The organism is Maribellus comscasis (assembly GCF_009762775.1).
Classification (GTDB): domain Bacteria; phylum Bacteroidota; class Bacteroidia; order Bacteroidales; family Prolixibacteraceae; genus Draconibacterium; species Draconibacterium comscasis.
Genome location: NZ_CP046401.1, coordinates 6,134,073 through 6,157,474, shown reverse-complemented (window position 1 = coordinate 6,157,474; position 23,402 = coordinate 6,134,073). Strand labels below are relative to the sequence as shown.

17 protein-coding genes are annotated in these 23,402 nt (G+C 39.0%); 11 read left to right on the top strand and 6 right to left on the bottom strand.

The window, feature by feature from the left end:
• Positions 1-33: 33 nt before the first annotated feature.
• The 8 genes from GM418_RS24925 (at position 34) to GM418_RS24890 (ending at position 10,655) form a co-directional block, all read left to right on the top strand.
• On the top strand, positions 34-2,109 hold the full coding sequence (locus tag GM418_RS24925; RefSeq protein ID WP_158870002.1) for a LamG-like jellyroll fold domain-containing protein: 2,076 nt from the start codon (positions 34-36) through the stop codon (positions 2,107-2,109).
• A gap of 135 nt (positions 2,110-2,244) precedes the next feature.
• Positions 2,245-3,657, top strand: a complete 1,413-nt coding sequence (locus GM418_RS24920; RefSeq protein WP_158870000.1) for a sulfatase family protein — start codon at positions 2,245-2,247, stop codon at positions 3,655-3,657.
• A 102-nt stretch (positions 3,658-3,759) separates the two neighbouring features.
• Positions 3,760-5,601: a glycoside hydrolase family 2 protein gene (locus tag GM418_RS24915; RefSeq protein ID WP_158869998.1), complete on the top strand. Its 1,842-nt coding sequence runs from the start codon at positions 3,760-3,762 to the stop codon at positions 5,599-5,601.
• A gap of 26 nt (positions 5,602-5,627) precedes the next feature.
• On the top strand, positions 5,628-7,280 hold the full coding sequence (locus GM418_RS24910) for an arylsulfatase (protein ID WP_158869996.1): 1,653 nt from the start codon (positions 5,628-5,630) through the stop codon (positions 7,278-7,280).
• A gap of 30 nt (positions 7,281-7,310) precedes the next feature.
• Positions 7,311-8,933, top strand: coding sequence for an arylsulfatase (locus GM418_RS24905; RefSeq protein ID WP_158869994.1), 1,623 nt, complete (start codon positions 7,311-7,313; stop codon positions 8,931-8,933).
• A 233-nt stretch (positions 8,934-9,166) separates the two neighbouring features.
• Entirely contained in the window at positions 9,167-9,577 is a 411-nt protein-coding gene (locus GM418_RS24900; protein WP_158862757.1) for a hypothetical protein, read from the top strand.
• A gap of 14 nt (positions 9,578-9,591) precedes the next feature.
• Entirely contained in the window at positions 9,592-10,518 is a 927-nt protein-coding gene (locus GM418_RS24895; RefSeq protein WP_246222758.1) for an IS3 family transposase, read from the top strand.
• Positions 10,515-10,655, top strand: a complete 141-nt coding sequence (locus GM418_RS24890) for a hypothetical protein (protein WP_158862759.1) — start codon at positions 10,515-10,517, stop codon at positions 10,653-10,655. Before GM418_RS24895 ends, GM418_RS24890 begins: the two co-directional genes overlap by 4 nt.
• A gap of 329 nt (positions 10,656-10,984) precedes the next feature.
• Here the strand turns inward: GM418_RS24890 and GM418_RS24885 are convergent, their stop codons facing one another.
• The 3 genes from GM418_RS24885 to GM418_RS24875 form a co-directional block, all read right to left on the bottom strand.
• Entirely contained in the window at positions 10,985-12,340 is a 1,356-nt protein-coding gene (locus GM418_RS24885; protein ID WP_158869992.1) for a TlpA family protein disulfide reductase, read from the bottom strand.
• A gap of 366 nt (positions 12,341-12,706) precedes the next feature.
• A complete protein-coding gene (locus GM418_RS24880; protein ID WP_217447593.1) occupies positions 12,707-13,672 on the bottom strand; it encodes a PhzF family isomerase in 966 nt (321 codons plus the stop codon).
• A gap of 256 nt (positions 13,673-13,928) precedes the next feature.
• Complete coding sequence (locus GM418_RS24875) at positions 13,929-14,975, bottom strand: WD40/YVTN/BNR-like repeat-containing protein (RefSeq protein WP_158869990.1); 1,047 nt, start codon at positions 14,973-14,975, stop codon at positions 13,929-13,931.
• Positions 14,976-15,335: 360 nt separating this feature from the next.
• Here GM418_RS24875 and GM418_RS24870 point away from each other — a divergent pair, with 360 nt between their 5' ends.
• Complete coding sequence (locus GM418_RS24870; RefSeq protein WP_158869988.1) at positions 15,336-16,838, top strand: sulfatase; 1,503 nt, start codon at positions 15,336-15,338, stop codon at positions 16,836-16,838.
• 136 nt (positions 16,839-16,974) lie between these two features.
• On the opposite strand, the gene GM418_RS24865 is transcribed toward GM418_RS24870, so the two are convergent.
• From GM418_RS24865 to GM418_RS24855, 3 genes are all read right to left on the bottom strand, one after another.
• Complete coding sequence (locus tag GM418_RS24865) at positions 16,975-17,916, bottom strand: nitrilase family protein (protein ID WP_158869986.1); 942 nt, start codon at positions 17,914-17,916, stop codon at positions 16,975-16,977.
• 70 nt (positions 17,917-17,986) lie between these two features.
• Positions 17,987-18,466 (bottom strand): branched-chain amino acid aminotransferase family protein, encoded by a 480-nt coding sequence (locus GM418_RS24860; RefSeq protein ID WP_158869984.1) that lies wholly within the window; start codon positions 18,464-18,466, stop codon positions 17,987-17,989.
• A 210-nt stretch (positions 18,467-18,676) separates the two neighbouring features.
• Positions 18,677-20,653: a hypothetical protein gene (locus tag GM418_RS24855; protein WP_158869982.1), complete on the bottom strand. Its 1,977-nt coding sequence runs from the start codon at positions 20,651-20,653 to the stop codon at positions 18,677-18,679.
• Between the two features lie 600 nt (positions 20,654-21,253).
• Here GM418_RS24855 and dapB point away from each other — a divergent pair.
• On the top strand, positions 21,254-21,970 hold the full coding sequence (gene dapB / locus GM418_RS24850; RefSeq protein ID WP_158869980.1) for a 4-hydroxy-tetrahydrodipicolinate reductase: 717 nt from the start codon (positions 21,254-21,256) through the stop codon (positions 21,968-21,970).
• An 18-nt stretch (positions 21,971-21,988) separates the two neighbouring features.
• Entirely contained in the window at positions 21,989-23,326 is a 1,338-nt protein-coding gene (gene lepB, locus GM418_RS24845; protein WP_158869978.1) for a signal peptidase I, read from the top strand.
• The last annotated feature ends 76 nt before the right edge of the window (positions 23,327-23,402 follow it).

The window sequence follows — 23,402 nt, the reverse complement described above, 5'->3', positions numbered from 1 at the left end:
TGACGAAGCCGAAAAAAAAATAAATCAAACGCTATGAAATATAAAAATATAGTTATAAAAGGGATTTTTGCACTTTGCCTGATGTTTACATTCTCATGGATAAATGCACAGGAGATGGGTATAAACTTTAACGAATCGCTGTTTCATGCAGAGGATGTCGACAAATTGGGCCGAACAAAAACCACCTGGGTAAGGGGCTTTTTTGAGTTTTTCCAGTATTATGAAGATCAGAGTAGCTTAACTGATGTAGACGATCAACTCGAGGACTTTTTAAACCTGAAAAATGCCGGGTACAAAACTATTCTCAACATCAAATGGAATTTTCATAACCAATCTTATCCTGATACAACAAGTGCAGAAATTGTCGCATATAATGAATTTCTCCAGCGCGTTCTGGATCGTGTTTGGGAAAAAATCGACATTATTGTGGTGGGTAACGAGCCCTTTATCGAATCGATGAACGACCTGGAACGAAACACAAGGTTGGCGCCGTTTTACCAATTCATGTGTAATCGGGTTCAAGAATACAAAACCGGAAAAGCAGACATTCCAATCTATTTTGGAGCTTTTAACAGGTTATACGATTTCTACCGCGATACGGAAGGTGTGCTTCAAATGTTGAATTTTGTAAAAGAAACACCGTGGATTGAGGGAATTGATTTACATATTCACCACAAAAACAATAACGACATTGTTTCGATGTACAGCTATGCAGATGCCAGGATAAGAGACGACCAGAAAATATTGATGACTGAATTCTCGCTGGTTTTTTGGTGGCAGGATCATACCCGGGATCTTATTCCTTCTGAATTTGCTTCGAAATACAATTATTCGGCTGATATGCTGGTGCATCAATATATTTTCTATGCCTTAAACGAACGCCGCCCCAAAGAAGAATGGGACGACTTTTTGAGCGGATGTCCGTGGTTTGAGGACAGAAAACACTATCTGTGGGAAGTGTACGAACTCCTGACGCAGTATGAATCGTTCAATATAGCTACTTATTCCTACCAAATCAGCTGGGGGCCAAACTTCGATGGAAATACAATGCCCTGGCTCCTTAATAATCTAATTGCTGCAACCACCATCGAAGATGATCCGGAAACCGGAGAAAACCAGTTTAATTATGCCTTTATCGATGATTTTCATAAAATTCAGGAAGTTGAAACAGGAGAGAATAACCCCACTTTACCTCCTGATCCGACAAAAATTTTTATGGAGTTTAATTTTGATGAAAACCTGACAGATGCATCACCCGAAAATGTTATATTCAATTTAACAAAGGGTACTGAGACCTATACTGATGGTAAATTCGGGAAAGCACTAAATTTTAACAATACAGCATATGTAACTCTACAGGATGCGCTAATAAATGCAGGCGCAGAAAACAGTACGCTTGGGGTTTGGGTAAAAATGGATCAATCAACCGATGTTGCCAATGCCGGAATGACCATCCTTCATCAAAAAGACCCCGCCGGAGGTACACCACCCGGAAGGATAATGATGGAAATTTTAAATGGCGATATGCCTGCTTCTTTCGAAAGTGGAATCAGGGCACAAAGTTTTGATGTAATTAATCCCGAAACCTGGTACCACATCGCTGTTGTTCACGACGCCGAAAAAGGGATGAAGAGCATTTATGTAAATGGAGAATTAAAAGGAATTGCCGATTTTGGCACAGAACAATCGCTCGGACCATTTGTGTTGGGTGCTTTTAAAACGGAAGAAAGGGCCTTTCTTTACGGAAGCATCGACGAACTTTTTTGGACCAGGGAAGTTCTCTGCCCAAACCAGATCAAATCGATCATGAGTAAGGGCATAACACAAAGTTTTGACGACCAGCTAACGGCCGTCACTGCTGTTGCTCAACCATCGGATTTTAATCTTTTCTTTCCGAATCCCACATCCAGTAGCATCAGGTTTTCCAGCAAAGTAGTGGAAAAACAGGGACAATTCCGGTTGTTCGATTTAAACGGAAGGGCAATGACAGCTTTACAACCTGTACAATCGGGTCTGATTAATCTGGACTACCTGACAAAAGGAATGTATTTTATAAAGGTTTTTACCGAAGAAAAAGCCTGGTCCGAGTGTTTGATTTTGGCAAATTAAAGGGAATAATGCTCAACTTAACAAAAAACAAACATAACCACATACGAAGGTCGACTCTTCTTTTCATTGGTGTTTTGTCTCCTTGTATCCGTCAAAAATGAATATTTTTACATCGAACACTCGAAATATTAAAAGATGAAACTAAACCTGACCTTACTTCTGCTATTAATTTGCCCGGTTCTTTGGAGTCAACCCAAACTGCAAATTTCCGAATCGGACAAAAAGCCCAATATTCTTATCATTATGGCCGACGACTGTACCTACAGTGATTTGCCGCTTTATGGTGGAACAAATGTACAAACACCACAAATCGACAAACTCGCTTCACAGGGGATGACGTTTAACCGGGCCTTTGTTACCATGTCGATGTGTGTACCGTGCCGCGCCGAATTGTATACCGGTTTGCAACCCGCCACCAGCGGCGTTTGCTGGAACCATTCCATTGCGCGTAGCGGAACAACAAGTATCGTCCAGTATCTGGGAGACATGGGGTACCGTGTTGGGATTGCCGGAAAGGTACATGCGGCCCCGCGCGAGGTTTATCCTTTTGAAATGGTTGATGGAGTGGAACGCAACTGTGTTTCGAAAACAGCAGGTTACGATGCAGCAGGTTTGCGGGACTTTATAACTAAAAACAGAAAACAACCATTTTGCCTGGTTACTGCGCTGGTGGTTCCCCACATTCCCTGGACGGTGGGCGATCCCTCACATTTTGATCCTGAAAAACTGAATTTGCCGGAGTACGTTGCCGACACCAAAGAAATGCGCAATGAATTCACAAAATACCTTGCAGAAATAGAAGTACTCGACCGGCAGATAGGTACTACGCTTGACCTTTTAAAGGAAGAAGGTATTGAAGACAATACAATTGTAATTTTTACTTCTGAACAGGGTTCACAGATTCCGGGCTGCAAATGGACCAACTGGAACAATGGCGTCCATACCGGATTGATTGTGCGGTGGCCCGGAAAAGTAAAAAGTGGTACACGTACTGATGCGCTAGTCCAGTACAATGATGTGCTGCCTACCTTGCTTGATGCGCTGGATAATAAAACCAGTGCAGGCTTTGATGGCTCAAGTTTTCTCCCGGTGCTGCTGGGTGAAAAGAATACCCACCGTGAGTTTGCTTATTTTATGCACAACAACGTTCCGGAGGGACCTCCCTACCCCATTCGTTCAATCACCGATGGGAAATATCATTATATCAAAAATCTCGCCCACGAAAATCTTTATATCGAAAAACATTTGATGGCCAGAATGACGGAAAATCAATACTGGCCGTCCTGGATTTTTGAAGCTTCCGGCGATCAAAAAATACTGGACTTGGTGACTCGTTATCAGAAACGACCGTCTGAAGAACTGTACGATATGACAAGCGACCCAAATGAAATGAATAATTTATTAAACCGGGAGGGATTTACAGCAATTCAAAACAGGCTTTCAAAAAAAATGGATGAATGGATGACAAAGCAAGGCGATCCCGGTGCGGCAATTGATTCGTTTGAAGAGTTAAACAATGCCCGAAAAGGGAACCATTTTGAAAACTGAAATATTTACAGGAAAAATTACAAAAGTTTCTTTTTTGTTGAATAAAATCAAAAAATCAGGTATTGAATCAAATTGAATATCAATCAAAAAAATTAAAAATAAATGAAATTTAAACTTACAACACTATTATTGGTAACTTTTGTTACAACATTTGCTCAAAAATGGCAACCGGCCGGCGAAAAAATGAAAACCCGCTGGGCAGCAGAAATTACGCCTGAAAATGTGTGGCAGGAATATCCACGTCCGCAATTTGAACGTTCAGACTGGATGAACTTAAATGGCCTTTGGAACTACTCCATTTTAAAAAAGAACCTGGCACAACCCAAAAAATATCAAGGCGAAATTTTAGTGCCTTTCTGTGTGGAATCATCGCTTTCGGGAGTAATGGGCGAGGTAAAACCAGACGATCGGATTTGGTACAAGCGAACTTTTGAAATTCCAACGGACTGGAGTAAGAAAAATGTAATTCTGAACTTCGAAGCCGTTGATTATTCAACCACTGTTTTTGTAAATGGTGCTGTTGTGGGTGCACACAAAGGAGCTTATGATCGTTTTTCATTTGATATTACAGAATATTTAACCGGAAAAGGAGAACAGGAATTGGTTGTTTGTGTGGATGACCCATCGAGTTTTGGCTCACAGCCGCGGGGAAAACAACAGATGCCCCAGGAGGGAATCTGGTATACTCCGGTAAGCGGAATCTGGCAGACGGTTTGGATGGAAACTGTTTCTCCGGAAGCGTTTTTGAAAGAGGCGAAGCTGGTTCCCGATATTGATGAAAAAACAATCGCGGTAACTCCTGTATTAAACAAATCACTAAAACCGGAATACAAAGTTGAGGCGGTGGTTTCGTTTCAGGGAAAAGAAGTGGCAAAAACTGAAATTCCGGCAAATATTACAGGCTTAATCGATATCCCAAATCCTGAATTATGGTCGACCGATGCTCCTAATTTATACAATTTGAGTTTAAAGCTTTTTAATAAGGCAGGTGAAAAAATTGATGAAGTACAAAGTTATTTTGGGATGCGTAAAATTAGTTTGGGAAATCACAAAGGAACAAAATATCTTTTCCTGAACAACCAACCGGTTTTTCAATATGGCCCGCTTGATCAGGGGTGGTGGCCCGACGGATTACACACACCTCCTTCTGATGAAGCAATGAAATACGACATTGAAATGACCAAAAAAATGGGATTCAATATGATTCGGAAACACATAAAAGTAGAGCCTGACCGCTGGTTTTATCACTGCGACAAACTGGGTATGCTGGTTTGGCAGGATATGCCTTCCGGGATGGTTGTTATTCCAAAAACAGGAAATGAAAGACCGGAACATGTCCAGCACGTAAGGCCAAACGGGCCCGATTTGAATGTTCGAAATGAAGATGCGCAACAGTTTGAACTGGAACTTCGCAGAATGATTGATATTCATTACAATTCACCAAGTATTGTAATGTGGGTGCCTTTCAACGAGGGCTGGGGCCAGTATACTACCTGCAGAATTGCAAAGATGGTAAAAGACTACGATCCCACCCGTTTAGTAAATGCAGTGAGTGGTTGGGCGCTTCGAAATTGTGGCGATGTTTATGATATACATACCTACCAGACTGAGGTACGCATACCTCCTGCTTCGTTAGACAGAGCTTCTGTTATTGGTGAATATGGAGGAATCGGGTATCCGATAGAGACAAATTTGTGGAATCCCGAGATGCGAAACTGGGGTTATCAGACTTATCATTCAGAAAAAGAATTATTAGATGCCTATATTTACAAATTCAACCAGATTGTTGAAATGAAAAAAACCAAAGGACTTTCTGCGGCAGTTTACACACAAACCACTGATGTGGAAGGCGAAGTAAATGGTTTGATAACCTACGACAGGGAAGTTATTAAAATTCCTGTTGATAAATTAAATGAGCTACATTCGGTATTATATCAGGAATAATTGACAAACCAGCTAAAAGTCGGGTTATGAATAAACAGATATTTTTTTATTTGGTGCTTATTTTGTTTGGCGGGTGTGATTTCAAAAAAGACAAAAATTATACGGAATCGTCGGCAAAACCTAATATTATTCTTATTCTCTCCGACGACATGGGTTATTCAGATCCGGGATGTTTCGGAGGAGAAGTGGAAACTCCAAATCTAGATGCGCTGGCCAACAAGGGGCTGCGTCTTACACAGTTTTACAACGGAGCACGCTGCTGTCCCACACGTGCAAGCCTGATGACGGGTTGCTATCCGCATCAAACCGGAATTGGTCACATGACCAACACTCCCGCCGATTTTGCTCAACACGATTTGCGAATTCCTGAATACCGTGGTTTTTTAAATAAAAACTGTGTAACAATAGCCGAAGTGCTAAAAGATGCAGGTTATACTACATTGATGACCGGCAAATGGCACCTCGGAATATCCGATAAATCAAAATGGCCCTTACAACGTGGTTTTGATAAGTTTTACGGGTTGATTCCCGGAGCAAGCAATTTTTTTAAACCGGTTTATCCACGGGGAATAACTTACATGAACGATACGGTTTCGGTTAGCGATGACGATTTTTATACAACCGATGCTTTTACCGATTATGCCATTCAGTTTATTGATGAAGCAAAAACAGAGAATAGTGAGAAACCTTTCTTTTTATACCTGGCTTACACTGCACCGCACTGGCCTTTAAATGCGCCCCGTGAAGTGGTTGAAAAGTACAAAGGAAAATACATGGAAGGCTGGACAAAACTGCGGGAAGCCCGCTATGAGAGAATGCAAGAGATGGGAATTATTGATGAGAAATCGGATTTGTCTCCCCAGGATTGGCGCGATTGGAACACTTTGCCCGAGGAAAAGAAAAAAGAAATGGATCTGCGACGAGCTATCTATTCGGCAATGATAGACCAAATGGATCAGAACATAGGAAAACTTGTTAGTCATTTAAAAGACCAAAATATGTTAGACAATACGCTGATTATCTTTTTAAATGACAACGGCGCCTGTGCTGAAGGCGGGGAACTGGGAGGAGGACCGGCAGAGCAACTGGATACAAAAGAAGGCTATTTCTTGTCGTATGGCGGTGCATGGGCAAATGCTTCAAATACCCCCTACCGCGAATACAAACACTGGGTGCACGAGGGAGGAATAGGAACACCATTTATTGCGCACTGGCCCAAAGTAATTCCAAAAGAAAATGAAGGCCGAATCGTTTCTGAATACGGATTTTTGCCTGATCTTATGGCCACATTTGTTGACGTTGCCCAAACGACTTATCCTGAGGAATATCGGGGAAACAAAATTGTGCCAACTTCAGGGAAAAGCCTTGTTCCGCTTTTAAAAGGTGAAAATAAACCCATTCATACTGAACCCATATTCTGGGAACATGAGGGAAATAAAGCGGTACGACTGGGAAAATATAAACTGGTTTCAAAATGGAATAAAAAACGTGAAACCGAATGGGAATTATATGATTTGGAAACCGACCGGTCGGAGATGCACAACATTGCTTCTCAACAACCGGAAAAGGTAAATGAAATGGAAAAAATGTATGAGGAATGGGCACAGGCAAATCGTGTGCTGGCCTGGAATAAAATTCAAAAACTGTACAAAGAAAAAAACAGTTCCGAAAAGAAATAAATCAGGAACTGAAATTAAAAGAAATAAAACATGAAAAATTTGCTGTATGTTTTGGTTGCGTTGATTTTTGCAGGTTGCAGCTCAAACACAGAAGAAAAAAAAGAGGAGAAAAAGCCAAATATTATCATCATTATGGCCGACGATCTGGGCTATTCTGATATTGGTTGTTATGGCGGCGAGATAAACACTCCAAACCTCGACGGGCTGGCAGCCGGAGGTGTCCGGTTTACACAATTTCATAACGCGGCACGGTGTTGTCCTACACGCGCATCCCTGTTGACCGGCAAATATCCTCATCAGGTTGGACTTGACAGAAACGGACAAACGCTTTCACGAAATGCAGCAACTATTGCTGAAGTATTAAAAACAAACGGTTACCATACCGGAATGGCCGGGAAATGGCACCTCTCGCGAACCAAAGCTCTGCCCGACAAGGAAGAACAGTTGTTGTGGCTTTCCCATCGAAAAGACACAGGCATTTTTGCTCCCCCGGAATCCTACCCGAGTAATCGCGGCTTTGAAGAACACTGGGGGGTAATTTGGGGAGTAGTTGATTATTACGATCCCTTTAGCCTGGTTCATAACGAAAAAGAAATAAAAAATGTCCCCGACGACTTTTATATCACCGATTTTATTACCGACAAAAGTATTGAGATGGTTGATTCGTACAGTAAAGACGATAAACCTTTCTTTTTGTATGTTGCACACACTGCACCACACTGGCCCTTGCATGCTTTGCCTGAAGATATTAAAAAATATAAAGGGGTATATGACGAAGGCTGGGACAAACTCCGTGAAAACCGATACAAAGGATTAATTGAACAGGGAATAGTTGATCCGGCAATTGCTCCGCTGGCCCCAAACGAATCGGGGAAGTTGTGGACTGATTGTGAAAATAAAGCCTGGGAAGCCAGACACATGGAAGCACATGCTGCTATGGTTGATCGATTGGACCAGGGAATCGGACGGCTAATTCAAAAGCTGAAAGAAACCGGGGAATACGACAATACAGTTATTCTTTTCCTTGCCGACAACGGAGCTTCGCCCGAGCGGGGTTACCAACCCGGTTTCGACCGCCCCGGACACAACCGTGAAGGCAAAGAAATAGATTACAATACCTTTGAACGGCCGGGATCTGAACTTACCTGGGGTTATCTGGGTGTGGCATGGGCCGGAGCTATCAACGCCCCTTTTCGTTACTGGAAAAAAGAATCGTTTGAAGGCGGAAACTGCACTCCGTTTATTGTACACTGGCCGACCGGGCTAAAAGGAAAAGAAAATACCATCAATCAGGGAGTCGGGCATGTTATCGATATTTTGCCCACCTGTCTGGAACTGGCTGAGGCTGAATATCCCTCTATGATAAATAATTTGGAAACTTCGCAGATAGAAGGAAAATCAATCCTCCCTCTTTTAAAAGGAGAAATTTCAACAACTCACGATACACTTTTCTGGGAGCATGAAGGCGGACGGGCCTTGCGTATTGGCGACTGGAAAATTTCGGCATTAAGCGGTGGTGAATGGGAGTTGTTTAACATGGCAGCAGATCGCACGGAAAACAACAATCTGGCTAAAGAAATGCCGGAAAAAGTGAATGAAATGGAAGCAGTCTGGCAAAAGGAATATCAACGGATCTTTCCTGCAAAAAACTAAATCTTAAAAACAAAGGGGCAGGTACAAATAGCAGTACCTGCTAAAACCCTTGATTCTATTTTCTCCGGGACAGTTCAGACCCTTCCCCCGGGGTATTTTTCTGCTTCAACCGGAACTTCTCACCCTCCCCCCGACGATTTTTTTGACTCCATCACCCGGTTTGCCCTGCCCATTGGTAATTTTTTTGATTGATGTCTTATACTGAAATAACTTGACGCAAAAATGTCAAGAAAATGAAAAAAAGGAATGAATCCATGTTAACAGATTACATGGATGGATTTGAAGAAAAAACAGTTAATTACAGTAATTATGAAGTAAGCTTCCGACGTTGGCTGGTAGCGCAGATTGATGCTGGAAATATGAGTTACCAGGAAGCACGGGAACGATTTTCATTATCAAGATTTGAATATAAAAAGATCATAAAGCGCTGGCAGGAGAGATATTCCGACGAAATCCACATATCTTTACAGATGATGAGTGCAAAAGAAAGAACAGACCACAAAGCGTTGGAGAAACGCATCAGGGAATTGGAAAAGCAGTTGGAACGTGCGCAGATGAAGAATGTGGCGCTGAACACTATGATTGACATTGCAGAAAACGACTACAAACTCGAAATCAGAAAAAAGTCTGGACCCAAACAGTAGATGTACTGGCACGCATGTATCCTTTGGTTTCCAAGGCGGTACTATGCGAACTGTTTGGGTTTACCCGCCAGGCCTGGTACGACAATAGGAAACGTCAATCCGGGTACCAGATGGAGGAAGTTTTTATATTAAGACAGGTAAAAGATTTGCGTAAAGAGCACAAGCGGATGGGGACAGAGAAGCTCCACCGGCTGATTGCGCCGACCCTTCAGAAACATAATATTAAATATGGAAGGGACAAGTTTTATATCCTGCTGCGGGAACATGGCCTGTTGGTCAGGCGGCGCAGGCGCAGGCCTAAAACAACCAATTCGAAGCATTTTTTCCGCAAGTATCCCAACCTGGTAAGGGATATTGAGATAATGAGTTCCGGGCGTTTATGGGTTAGCGACATAACCTACATTCGCACTGAAAAAGGTTTTGTTTACCTCTCGCTTGTTACCGATGCATATTCCAGAAAAATTGTTGGCTGGTGCCTCTGGCCCGACCTCACCAGCGAAGGGGCTTTAAATGCTCTAAAGATGGCCATTTCAGGGGAAGGGGTGAAGCAGAACCTTATCCACCATTCCGACCGCGGCATCCAGTATTGCTGCACCGACTATGTGAACTACCTGCAAGGTTCAAATATCAATATTTCGATGACAGAAAACGGCGACCCCTATGAAAACGCTATAGCCGAGCGGGTTAATGGTATTTTAAAGAATGAATATGATTTAAACGAAACTTACCCGGATTATCATGCAGCCCTGGAAGCAACAAAGGTTGCGGTTTACAAATACAACAACAAACGTCCGCACCGCAGCGTGGATTTTATGCTTCCGGTGGATGCACACAAGGAATCGGGATCACTTAAAAAGCACTGGAAAAAGCGGGAATTTAATACGACGGGAAAAGAAGCAACAGAATACAAACCTGCAACAAAAACCAGCGATAAAAAATGAAGCTGCACAAAAAAACAGGAAGAAGAATTATATCTGTCCCTTTAATCAGGGATAAGACAGAAAGGAATGAGCAGTTACAGGGATTAAAAATATGCAGGAAAGAATTTGCAAGAATAAAAAATGAAATAGTTTTGTAAATCAGTAAATGCAGAATAAATATTTACATCTATCAGAAATTAAAGTTAAATCTGTCAAGTTATTTCAGGAAAGGACATGAACAGGCTTTCGAAACACGTCCACAGGTCATTTTTTTGATTGAACAGGCTTTCGGAATGCGTCCACGGACAATTTTTTTTATTCCGCAGAGTTTCGGAGTGCCTCCCCTTACCATTTTTTTGATTTAACCGGGTGTAGGAATAGGCCCCTCAGTTGTTTTTCTGATTCAACTGTTTGGATTTTAATATCCCGGACTTGTCTCGTTAGCTCTTAAACATAATCTTAGTGTGCTCTCCTGAGTTAAAGTTTTTTACATGATTTTGTCCAGTTGCTCGATTAACTTTTCATCTGAGGGTCTTTTTGCACTAGAATCAATTATTCTTCCGTTTTCATCAACCAAAATATACCGTGGAATTCCTCGTACTACATAATCTGTAAAAAATTTATCCCGTTCGTCAGAGGTATGTAGCTGTATCCCACCAAGTTTTTTTTCAGTAACAGTTTTCTTCCAATGTTCTGCATCATCCAAAATATTAATCCCAACCAAATAAATGTTTTTCCCTTTGCAATATTCCTCTAACCTCTTCTGGTAGGGTATTTCAGCCATACAAGGTCCACAACCTGTCGACCAAATGTCGATATATACAATCTTCCCCCGTAAATCTTTTAATTCAACCATATTTCCATGTACATCTTCAAATTGAAAATCGGGCGACATCGCACCTTTTTCAATCCGCTTTAATGTATTGTATTGTGTTTGAACCCTTTTTAAATACTTCTCGTTTGAAAGATTTTGTAGCACCAGCTCATAAACCGGGTCTAATGCTTTTGTCCTTGCCAATTTAATACTCCCCACATCGTACGACAGTCTTTCTTTAAGGTTCTTTGCCTCTATTTTTTTATTAAGCACATGCATATAGGTAAGATAAAAATCAATCGAGTCATTGTCGCCAACAATACTATTGGTCTCTTGCCATAAATAGGAGCTAACAAAACGTATGTAATCATTTACATTTATTAGGATACTATCATTTACATTAATATCTTTAAACAAATTGGCATAGTAGTTTTCTGATACTGTAAAATCATTGTCTCCTACAACAATTTGTCTTCCAGTTTCATATAGTGCTTTTTTTCGTTGATATTCATATTTCAATTTACTTTTTTCGAGATATTCAAATTCATGGCAAACCTTGTTTTCAATTTCATTTAGCAAATTAAGCCTGGTTTGAAATATGGAATCCATTAGAAGTAAAAATGGTTCTTCCTTCCGTTTTGCGTAGTATTTGTAATTGTCAACCTCTTTAAGTTTATCAACCAGAACGTTGTTTGCGATTAAGTAGCTGTTTTCAATTGAACCTTCCCCCTTAAACTCAATTGAATTCCCAATTTTTATATCGATTTGAAAACCTGGTTTTAAATAAATCCTGAAGTTTCTTTCATTAATAGATAAGGTGTAGTATCCTCGGTCAGCTAATATTGTATCGTGGAATACATGCGCACTGTCGATGTCAATTTTAAAAGTGTCTGTTTTATTGCTAATAACAAGACCTGTAGCATCAGCAATATCTGCATTGCCTGAAATTATTACTTGTTTCTGAGCATCTTGGTTACTACAAGAAATGAGTAGTACAAACAGGAATATTATAAGATTTGTTTTTTTCATTTTCGGTCTTTTTAAAATTACAGGATTTGTTATTGGGCAAAAATTGTCAGCTTGACAGAATACATAACCCATTCATTTGATTGCAAATGTTCACCGATTACCACCCGGATTCCTTGATATACAATTTTAGATTTTGCATTTTTATTTGGCTTGTACAAATTGGGAACGAGCTTTTCCATCGTTTTTAATACTTCTCATTTTGCAACAACTTGCCAATTCCTCTATGTCAATTTCAACGTCTTCAATCTCAAATCATTCCCGATCTTGAGAAATCCTGTCAGATCCGCAGAAGGTAACAACACCGGTTTAACTTGTCGAACCGCCAAAATCCCGCCTGCCATATACAATTCTTGTACGTTTATGGTTTTATCCTATTTTAATCTCAGTTTGAAATACTTCTACTGCATCTCCCATTATCTGAATCAACACTGGCAATGTATTTTCAATTTTGACCTTTACATTAACTTTTCCCATTCTGTCTATTCTTTCGCCCTGACAACCGTTAAATTCAAATTTATTGTCAGCGTACTCAACAATTCTGTTTTGTATTAAATAACCTCCCAATGGCCCGTTTGCGTTACCAGTCACAGGGTCTTCGTTAATTCCAACAGCGGGGGCAAACATTCGTCCATAAGTTAATACTTCCGGGATATCAGAATCAAATGTAAAAACAAAATATCCGTTGCAATTAATTGATTTACTCAAACTTGCTAAATCATTGAAATCTGGACTTAAATCATTCAGTTTTTCCCTGTCCTTAATTCCAATCATTACTTTTGAGTGTCCGGTAGATGCGATTTGAACCGGACATTTGTTATCCAAATCTGATTTTGCTAATCCCAAAGCTGCAATCAGTTTATTGGTTGTTTCTGAATTAAATGTTGGACTAAGTTCAAATCTCCCCTGAGTCATAATAACTTTATAATCTCCATTTTCTTTAACTATTTCAAAAGGAAGTATTCCAATCTTGGTTTTAATCCTTAAAATACAAGAATCTAAATGTTCTTCAAGTGCTTTCGCATACATTGCTGCTATCGTGGCATGTCCACAGGTGGGAACTTCAATTTGAGGTGTAAAATATCTTATTACACCATCACAATCCTTGCTGTCAGGTGAAAATAAAAACGCAGTTTCAGAATTGTTTAGTTCTCTCGCAATTTTTTGCATTTGATTGTCACTCAATCCATCAGCATTAATTACTACTCCTGCCGGATTTCCTTTAAATCTTTCTTTTGTAAACGAATCGATTTGATATATTTTAAATTCTTTCATATCTGTTTCAAACTTACCAAGTATTTTCACCAATACGCACAACACTGTACATCTGACCATTTGTTACTCTATTAATGACATAAACTATTATTTTTCAATACAATATTCAGTCTATCCACTAATAAATATTTACAAACGAGAAAATCGCTATTTGTTGAATGAAAACCGGGCAGCAGTTCTGCACTTTGAATCCAATACGCGTGCGGCCGGGTTTCGGAGGATTAAAATTATACGAACGAAAGGAATTTAACAACAACGAATTTAAGTTTGGAAGGGGTCTAAATAGCGGCGAATGAATGTTGATTGATGATACTCATTACTCGATACCCGGTAAACGATCTGTATTCATTCCCTTTTTTAATCCTCTTTCACTGCCACTTGCTACGATAATTCCGTTATATGATTTCATATTTGTTATTGCTAGTTTCTCCGGCAGCCCTGAACTGTATGATTTCCAGTTTTCATCTGCCATTTCTCTTTTATACACCCCGTCCCATTGTCCCGCAAAAACGGAATTACCATTTTTTACCACATTAAAAGTATAAAGTTCTGCAGGTAACCCTTTTTGAACATTTTTCCATGTTAAGCCTTTGTCTGTTGAAGAAAGCAGTTCGTTATATACCATGGCATAAACAATATTCTCGTCTGAACTAATATTGTGGAGGCTATGGTTGGCTAAAATTTGTGTCCAAGCTTTGTTGTCTTTCGGTGTAGTAAATGCTCCCTGGTTTGAGCCAATATAAATGTTCCCCTCAGATTCAGTTATCCCGTTAACCTGCATTGTATTGTTACCATATTCCAATTCCCAATGATTACCGGTTTCATTGTAAGAAAATAACCCGGCATTGGTACCGGTATACAACTTGTCGCCAATTTGAACAAGTTTACGAATGGATAAGCTGGTAAGACCTGAGTTTATATTTATCCAGCTTTTTCCCTGGTCAGCAGTGAAAAAAACACCACCTTTTTGTGTTCCAACAACTATTTGTTCCTTAAAAAAACACAGCGCACCGGGATTACTTTCAATTATTTTTTTGTCCGTGGGAATACCAACCCAAAGGTCTTTCTGAAAATCAAAAAAATAAACCCCCTTTTCTTTTGTAGTAATTCCAAGTGAGTGGTCGGAAGCGGCGATCGCACCCAATCCGAAACTAACAGAATCCGGCAATCCTTCACTTTTATTTTCCCAGCTTAAACCATTATTAAATGAAAAATAAACAATCCCTTCACTTGTAACTTTGGGACTATTGAAAGAAGGTCGTGAACTATCATTCTTATCCGCTACTTTTTTATTTCCTTCTTTTGTTTGCGCATTGCAGGAAATCAGGATCGTCACCAGAAATAATAATATAAAATTTCTCATTTATTGTTTTGTTAAAAAAATTTCCTGTTTTTACTGTTTGGCATCATAAGGCAAATTTGACTAAATCTAAAACCCGTTGCAACTGTTAATACCGCAATTCTTTTCTGAATTAAACTGACTGTCGGTGGCGTAACAGCCCATGGAAACCTGCCCCCCACCTCTCAGTATATTTTCCCGGCATACAATCCTTAAAACACCTGTTTCAATAATAAGTTCATCCTTTGAAAAAATGACAAAATGAAGTAATTTCAAACCTTGTTGCAAACAGCTTCGTTTGTTTGATAACTTTTTACTTTTCTGATTTCAGTCATTAAAGGCAAAAGTTTACAACGGGCTAAAAACAGACTAAAATTAACCATTATGATAGCCGCAAGATTATTCTTTTATGTATCTGCCATCTCAATATGTTTTGTATCATGCCAGCCGGAAAAGGAAGAACAACCGAATGTCCTTTTTATAGCAGTTGATGACTTGCGTACTGAGTTGGGGTGCTACGGAAACACGCAAATAAAAAGTCCGAACATTGATAAACTTGCATCTGAAGGACTGGCATTCAATCGTGCGTATTGCCAGCAACCTATTTGTATGGCATCAAGAGCAAGTTTAATGTCGGGACTAAGACCGGACACCTTGCAAATATACAATTGTCTTTCGTTGGAAGAGGATGCGCCTGGAATTCTGACCATTGATCAGCATTTTGAGAACAACGGTTATAAAATATGGGCAGCGGGAAAAATTTATCATCACGGAACAGATTATGAAGTACAATTTGGCGACGCATATCATACAGTAAAAACGGAGCAAATTGGAAGGGGCTATCTGTCAGAGGATGCCATAAAAATTGTGAAAGAATACGAAGAGTGGTATCAAAAAAACCGAAATCAGTCAGGTGGCGGGCGCGGTCCGGCATTTGAGTGGCCCGACGTCCCCGACAACGCTTATGAAGATGGAAAAATGACAGACATGGCTATTAAAAAGCTGGCGGATTTTAAATCTGCTGATGGACCTTTTTTTATGGCGGTGGGCTACAAAAAACCACATTTACCATTTAACGCTCCAAAAAAATACTGGGAGTTGTACGATGCCGGTGAAATTGACGCGGCAGATAACCCTTATCATCCTGAAAATGTAAGCCGTTTTTTCAACTATAATTTTGGAGAATTGAGAAATTATTCCGGGATTCCCAAAGGCGCAACGGCTTTTAACGATACGCTCAATAAAACGCTAAAACATGGTTATTATGCCTGCATTTCATACATCGATGCGCAAATCGGGCGTTTGCTTGATGGCCTGAAAGAAAATGGATTGGAAAAAAACACAATTGTCATTCTGTGGGGAGATCATGGCTGGAAGCTGGGCGAACACGGAATGTGGTGCAAACACACCCAGTTTCATATCGACAATCATGTGCCACTGCTTTTAAAAGTTCCCGGGCAAACTGCAGCAAAAACAGATGCATTGGTAGAATTTGTAGATATTTTTCCGTCGTTGTGTGAATTGGCTGGTTTGGAAAAACCCGGCCATCTCCAGGGAACAAGTTTTGCCCCTCTGGTTCAAACGCCGGACAAAAAATGGAAAGAAGCTGCACTAAGCTACTGGCCTGTAAGTAACAGAACCGATCCAGAAAAAGTGGTAATGGGCTACACTGTACAAACCGATCGTTACCGATACACCGAGTGGATCAGGAAAAGTACAGGCGAACTTCTGGCCCGCGATTTATTCGACCATCATACTGACCCTCAGGAAAATAACAGCATTGCAAATGATCCGGAAAATGAGGAATTAATGCAAAATCTGAGCAGGCTGCTAAATAAAGGAAAAGGCTGGAAGGGTATTACTACCAGGCTAAAGGAAAAGTCATAGTACGTGTACAGAACAAACCAAAATACAATCTTTCTTTTTTAAACACAGATGGAACCAGAAAAGTAACGTTTAAGGCAATATAGATATTAGTGAAAATACAGCCAGGCCTGTCGTTGCACTCTGCTGATATGAACAGTCATTTTTTTTCCTTCATCCACACCGGAGTTGTGTCCGAATCGTGGTTTCTCCCAATGATGTCTCTATACAGTTCAGGGCGCCGGGCATTCGTATATCTCCAACCTCCCGAAAGTTCAATTTTTTCTTTTGTAATTTTTGAAATCGTAATGTCGTCTTCAAAGGATTTTATTTCAGTTAAAACTTCGCCAAATGGATCGATGATCATCGAATTGCCATTTTTCAGATGTTCGCCGTCATAACCAATCGGGTTTGTAAACGCATAATACACTCCGTTATCGTAAGCCCTGGCGGGCAGCCAACGCATCAGCCAGCGCCTGCCCTTAGGCCCGTCAAATTCCATTCGTAATGAAACAGGATCGTTTTCCCGGTTCTGCCAATATTTATCTTCGACATAACCCCGGTGTGGCATTGCGGATGGTGTACAGCCCGTAACGTGCGGGGCAAAAATTAATTCCGCTCCCAGGAGGCTTGTTGCCCGAACATTTTCTATCACATTATTGTCATAACAAATCAAAATTCCGCATTTCCAACCAAGCAGGTCGAACACGCAATATTCGTTTCCGGCCGACATATGCTTGCTGATAAACGGATGTATTTTTCTATATTTTGCGACCAATCCTTCTCCTGTAACACAGATATAGGTGTTGTATATTTTACTGCCCGATTTTTCCACCAGACCCGCCAAAACCGGAATCTCCAATTCTTTGGAAATCGTTATTAATTCCCTGGTACTTTTTCCGTTTGGTACCTCCTCCGCCAGGTCAGTTATCTGTTTCAGGCTTAAATCTTTGGTAAAAGTGTAAGCCGTAACTGACATTTCGTGAAAACTAACCACATCGGCTCCTTTAGATTTTGCCTTTTCTGCAAGCTTACGGATTACAGACAAATTATATGTTTTATCTCCGTCTTTCGGTTGAAATTGGGCTACTGCTACTTTCATATTTGTTCTTTTTGGTTGTAACTACGAACACCTGTGTAGATGTAAAAATTATATTTTTATTTCCAAAAATTCAGTTTTTTCTACATATGTCTTTTAAAAACGCTTTCATCGTTCCTACTTCCTCGATGTACTTTTGCTCCACGCCGTCCAACCATAAAACTTGTGCACAACCTTTCTTTTTTGCTTCAGTTTGAGCTTTTACAAGTTCAACAATGGCTTTCAGTGCAAACTTTTCATCCAGTGCCGGTATACATAAACGTTCACTCGACTTGTTTAAACGTTTAATGTTTTTCTCCGGTCTGAAAAGCAAAATCTCATCGTTTTCGGATAAATATGCTTTTAATCCTTCGAATACTGATTGACCGTAATGAAAAACCATGGTTGATGGTTCAATACAAATTTTATCGTAAGGCTTAATTTGCGGATTTTCCCAACCATTTCCCGAATAATCCATTTCAAACATATATTCAGCAAAATATTTTCCAAAGCCCAATTTTTTAAAATCGGGCTTCGGACTTTCTCTATTAGTCTTTGTAAACGCTATATTCATTGTTAACTTTTTTATTGTACAACAATTTTTAAAAACTTGCAGCTTAGGTAGTGTGTTCAAAAAAGTAAAATTAAGCAGTTGAAATTAAAATATTTTATTCTTTTGCGGCTAATTTTCATTCAAATTAATTCGAGCTGCAGAGCTTAAATTTGCTACTACTCCGGCAATCTAAATTAAAAGATATTATTGTCAATACTTTTTATAAACATCTCATTTTTCAACAAGTTGTAATTCTTTGATAATTAAGTCCGAATTTCCGTAAAAATATGTTCTAAATTCAATATCTCTATATCTTTTATCCGTGCGGAATGACAACTCAAAATAACCACTTGAATCGAGTTTCTCTGCACTTAATGTTTTTTGAGCTAAAACGGTTTTACCATAGCCTGCAACTATGTCAAACTTCGCAACTGGGTTTGCATCCCGGATATTTTCTATTTTTAGCTTGTATTTTATAGTAAAATCTCCAATTCCGATTGGAAGATAAGGTCCCCATATTATGTATTTGTCCTTTAATTCCTTGTTTTTTATTTGTAGTTCAATCCCGGCTGCCGTTCGATTTACTGCTTCATTAAATTTTAAACTTTCAAAAGGTATTATTTCATCTCTTTTAATTTTTTCGTATCTGTTAATAATACAATCGCCCAGACTAAAAGAACTGTCTTTTTTGACCAATACATAGCTAAATTGTTTAAGCGTATCAGGAAATGATTTCAACCACATATCTTTGATTACATATATCTTTGGTTGAGCAAACACTTCATCTACTAATCTTTGGTTACGCACCGCGGCTCCATCAAATGCAGTTGCTTTTATTCTGTATGGATCAGGACAAGCCGAAATATAGGAGTTCCAAAATTCACCAATAATTCCGATCTCACCCAATTCTAAAAATTCAGATCTTACATCGATTTTTGAACGAAGTGTTTTTGGTCGTATATATTTCAGATAATGTATTGAACTAAATGCACCGACCAATACAATAAAAACAAGAGCTGATTTTGCAATTAGATTTTTATGATAATCAGGTTCTAAATGGTCAAATACCTGAAGAATTGCCATGGAAAATGAAATGTACAAAGGAATAAAATACCAGCGTCCCATTCCGTTTAGATAGACCCATTTAGATACGAGTATTACTCCAAAGACCGTAAAAAAGTCAAGAAGAAAAAAAATTAACCACTTCTTTGAATCGGCAGTTAATATCAAAGACTTTTTATAAATAGCTGAAATACAAAAGAAAGTAAAAATTAACACAAGCCAGGCATATATACTCAAAAGGAATTCTTCATTCTGGAAAGCAAATATTTTAAATACTTCAGCTTTCAGAACATTGACACTTTGAAAAAAAGTATCCAAATTATTAAAAGAGGTATAATACTTTGCTGCACCGGTTGCATAACTTTTGGCATACCTGATAAATAAATAATTACCAACGGTTCCTAAAAGAATATAAGCCAATATAATTTTATTCAATCTCAGCTTATTTGATCTCAAAGAATTAAATGTAAATAAAGTAATTCCCAATAACACAATGGTCACTATCGCTAAGTCTGAAACCCAGATTGAAACAGAAAGTATCAGTAATACAACAATGATCAGGATATGATTTAAGACTAGCTTTTTGTTCTTAAAATCAATCTTGTTCACAAATAAAACAGAAAAACCAATTAAACTATATTGCATTCCTAAGGGGAATCTATTTAAATCAATAAATCTTATGGGTGGGAAAAACCATATTATTGCAAATACCAGCTTTGTCAACTTGCTTTTAAAAAGACTTGAAAAACCAATATAACCAAGAATTAAAATGAAATAATTTGATATCGACACTGCGTTTACTGCGGAGATTCCAAAATATTTATGAAATATCTGACCTATCAGAGGAATTAAAGTTCCTCCCCTGTCTTGTCCCCAACAGTATAGATCTTGTGGTAACTTGTAGTAAAAAGTCATTAAAATATTCAGAGCGTCATCTGAATTTAATAATGGATGATGTCTCGAAGAATAAAGAAAAAATGAAAGAATTATTACAACTGTCAAACCTGCATAAAATAGGATATCCCGTATTTTCATTGTAGAAAAATTATAGTCAGTACAAAAAATACTATTCAGTTTTAAAGTTTTAGTGTCAACTATTTTCTTGTCCGCAATTAACACACATATACCTACCAGGCTAAAAATCAAAACTTTTAATAAAAATATTTAAATTCAGATGCTGCTCGGCAGGATATCTTTTAATTTGCTTACTTTCTAAACTGTATACGTACGGGTGATTTGTACAGAAAGCCAACTTTGCAGTTTCATAATTTTCGGAAAAATCATTTGAGTTTAAATTAATTGATATCATTTTATGTTTAAATTTTTCAATTGTTTCATCTTGTCGCTTTAACTCTTCATTTAATAAAGGGAAAACAATCATTAACAGAAATTTCACCATCAACTATACAGACAGCAAAATTTTACTTAAGTATTTGTCTGCAAGGGACATATTCGACAAGAAGCAATTGAAAGCGTTTTCTTTTATTTCCAAAAGGATTGTAATTTATCAAAAAACATATTAGCGAACAAAACGCCCGTAAATTTATGGCGTTTATCTTATCTCCAGCGGAGCTTAATTTAACAATTTGTCGGATGCCCTCCATTCAAAAAAACGGCGCAAAATACCGATTCGTCCGAGTTCATAAATCATTGGTCGAAATATGTATTACTTTTAAATCATACTGGCTACATTAGCGTAATATTTTATCTTTGTCACTTATTTTAAAATTAAGCAGATAAATTAATATGAAAATTGCTTTAATCGGTTACGGGAAAATGGGTAAAGAAATTGAAAAGATAGCTGTTTCCCGGGGACATGAGATAGGTTTAAAAATTGATATCGACAATCCGCAGGATTTAACACCCGAAAATTTACAAAAATGTGATGTAGCCATTGAGTTTACGATACCTGCATCGGCCGTAAAAAACTACTACACCTGTTTTGAAGCCGGAACTCCGGTGGTGAGCGGTACAACCGGCTGGCTTGATAACAAAGAAAAAGTTTTCAAAAAATGCGCCGAAACAAATGGCACATTTTTTTACGCAAGCAATTTCTCGATTGGAGTAAACCTGTTTTTCGAATTAAATAAAAAACTGGCTGAATTAATTGCTCCCTATCCTAACTATGATGTGGAAATGACTGAGGTTCATCACATACATAAGTTGGATGCACCAAGTGGTACTGCCATTAGCCTGGCTGAAGACATTCTGGAAAAGATTTCGCATAAAAATGCCTGGGTGAACGATACTTCACCTGCCCCAAATGAATTCAATATAAAATCGGAACGCCGTGGAGAAGTACCCGGAATTCATTCGGTAAAATACGAGTCGGAAGTGGATTTTATTGAAATTACACACAGCGTAAAAAGCAGGAGTGGTTTAGCGTTTGGAGCTGTTTTGGCAGCCGAATACTGCAAGGATAACAATGGTATTCTTACCATGAAGAATTTATTGAACATTTAAAAATTTATAACAGATATAATGAGAAATTTATTATCAAATAAATGGTTTAAATTTATTTCCGTTGGCTTGTTGTACAGCCTGTGGGTATTATGGCTTGGCAGTTACTGGTGGTTTATCGGGCTGGCCGTAATTTTCGATATTTATATTACTGAAAAAGTACATTGGGCTTTCTGGAAAAAGAAAAACCCGCCCAACGGGAAACAAACCAAATTTGTTGAATGGGTTGATGCCATTATTTTTGCGGTTATTGCAGCAACTTTTATCCGTATGTTTTTTATTGAGGCATACACCATTCCTACTTCGTCGATGGAAAAATCCTTGCTGGTGGGCGATTACCTTTTTGTAAGCAAAACGGCTTACGGGCCCAAAACACCCAATACACCGCTCTCCTTTCCCTTTGTTCATAACAAACTGCCACTTACGCATCATACAAAATCGTATGTGGAATGGATTAAACGTCCATACAAACGTTTAAACGGATTTGGCGACATAAAAAACAACGATGTAGTGGTTTTCCATTTCCCGGAAGGAGATACGGTAGCCACCAATATCCCCACCGCAAGTTATTATCAGCTTATTCGGGAATATGGCAGGGAACGTGTTTGGAGCGACACACGTAATTTTGGCGAAATTATCGCTCATCCGGTTGACAAATGCGAAAATTACATTAAACGCTGTGTAGGAATCCCCGGCGATGAGATAAAAGTGGTAAACTCGCAGCTTTTTGTAAACGGCGAACCACAAAAACATTACGAAGGAATGCAGTATGATTATGTGGTAAAAACCAACGGAACATCAATAAATTCAAAAAGACTGGATCAACTGCACATTGCCAACGACGACCGTACAGTTTCAGGAACAGGATATATTTTCCCGCTTACCGAAGAAAATGTAAACATACTAAAGGAGTTTAACAATATCACTTCGGTGACAAAAATTGTTGAAGAACCAGGCGACTGGGACAGAAACGCTTTCCCATCGGATGAGAATTATCCATGGAACCGGGATAATTACGGGCCGTTGACGATCCCGGCAAAAGGGGCAACCGTTTCGCTTACCACGGATAATCTGCCTTTATACCAAAGAATCATCGATGTATACGAAAACAACGATTTGGAAGTAAATGGCGGACAAATACGAATCAATGGAGAAGCAGCAGACAGTTATACCTTTAAAATGGATTATTACTGGATGATGGGTGATAACCGCGATAATTCTGCCGACTCACGTTTCTGGGGTTTTGTTCCTGAAGATCATGTGGTGGGAAAAGCCAAATTTATATGGCTGTCGTTGGATAAAGACAAAGGTTTTCCAAAAAATATCCGTATAAGGCGGATGTTCCAAACGATTAAATAAAATAAAAAATATAAATTATTCGTTTAAAGGATGATAGGAAACTATTGTCCTTTTTTTATATTCACAAATAAAAAGA

Excerpts from the sequence above, each read along its gene's own strand:
- GM418_RS24925 (WP_158870002.1), top strand. The coding sequence starts at position 34 with ATGAAATATAAAAATATAGTTATAAAAGGGATTTTTGCACTTTGCCTG.
- GM418_RS24920 (WP_158870000.1), top strand. The coding sequence starts at position 2,245 with ATGAAACTAAACCTGACCTTACTTCTGCTATTAATTTGCCCGGTTCTT.
- GM418_RS24915 (WP_158869998.1), top strand. The coding sequence starts at position 3,760 with ATGAAATTTAAACTTACAACACTATTATTGGTAACTTTTGTTACAACA.
- GM418_RS24910 (WP_158869996.1), top strand. The coding sequence starts at position 5,628 with ATGAATAAACAGATATTTTTTTATTTGGTGCTTATTTTGTTTGGCGGG.
- GM418_RS24905 (WP_158869994.1), top strand. The coding sequence starts at position 7,311 with ATGAAAAATTTGCTGTATGTTTTGGTTGCGTTGATTTTTGCAGGTTGC.
- GM418_RS24900 (WP_158862757.1), top strand. The coding sequence starts at position 9,167 with ATGAAAAAAAGGAATGAATCCATGTTAACAGATTACATGGATGGATTT.
- GM418_RS24895 (WP_246222758.1), top strand. The coding sequence starts at position 9,592 with ATGTATCCTTTGGTTTCCAAGGCGGTACTATGCGAACTGTTTGGGTTT.
- GM418_RS24890 (WP_158862759.1), top strand. The coding sequence starts at position 10,515 with ATGAAGCTGCACAAAAAAACAGGAAGAAGAATTATATCTGTCCCTTTA.
- GM418_RS24885 (WP_158869992.1), bottom strand. The coding sequence starts at position 12,340 with ATGAAAAAAACAAATCTTATAATATTCCTGTTTGTACTACTCATTTCT.
- GM418_RS24880 (WP_217447593.1), bottom strand. The coding sequence starts at position 13,672 with ATGGTCAGATGTACAGTGTTGTGCGTATTGGTGAAAATACTTGGTAAG.
- GM418_RS24875 (WP_158869990.1), bottom strand. The coding sequence starts at position 14,975 with ATGAGAAATTTTATATTATTATTTCTGGTGACGATCCTGATTTCCTGC.
- GM418_RS24870 (WP_158869988.1), top strand. The coding sequence starts at position 15,336 with ATGATAGCCGCAAGATTATTCTTTTATGTATCTGCCATCTCAATATGT.
- GM418_RS24865 (WP_158869986.1), bottom strand. The coding sequence starts at position 17,916 with ATGAAAGTAGCAGTAGCCCAATTTCAACCGAAAGACGGAGATAAAACA.
- GM418_RS24860 (WP_158869984.1), bottom strand. The coding sequence starts at position 18,466 with ATGAATATAGCGTTTACAAAGACTAATAGAGAAAGTCCGAAGCCCGAT.
- dapB (WP_158869980.1), top strand. The coding sequence starts at position 21,254 with ATGAAAATTGCTTTAATCGGTTACGGGAAAATGGGTAAAGAAATTGAA.
- lepB (WP_158869978.1), top strand. The coding sequence starts at position 21,989 with ATGAGAAATTTATTATCAAATAAATGGTTTAAATTTATTTCCGTTGGC.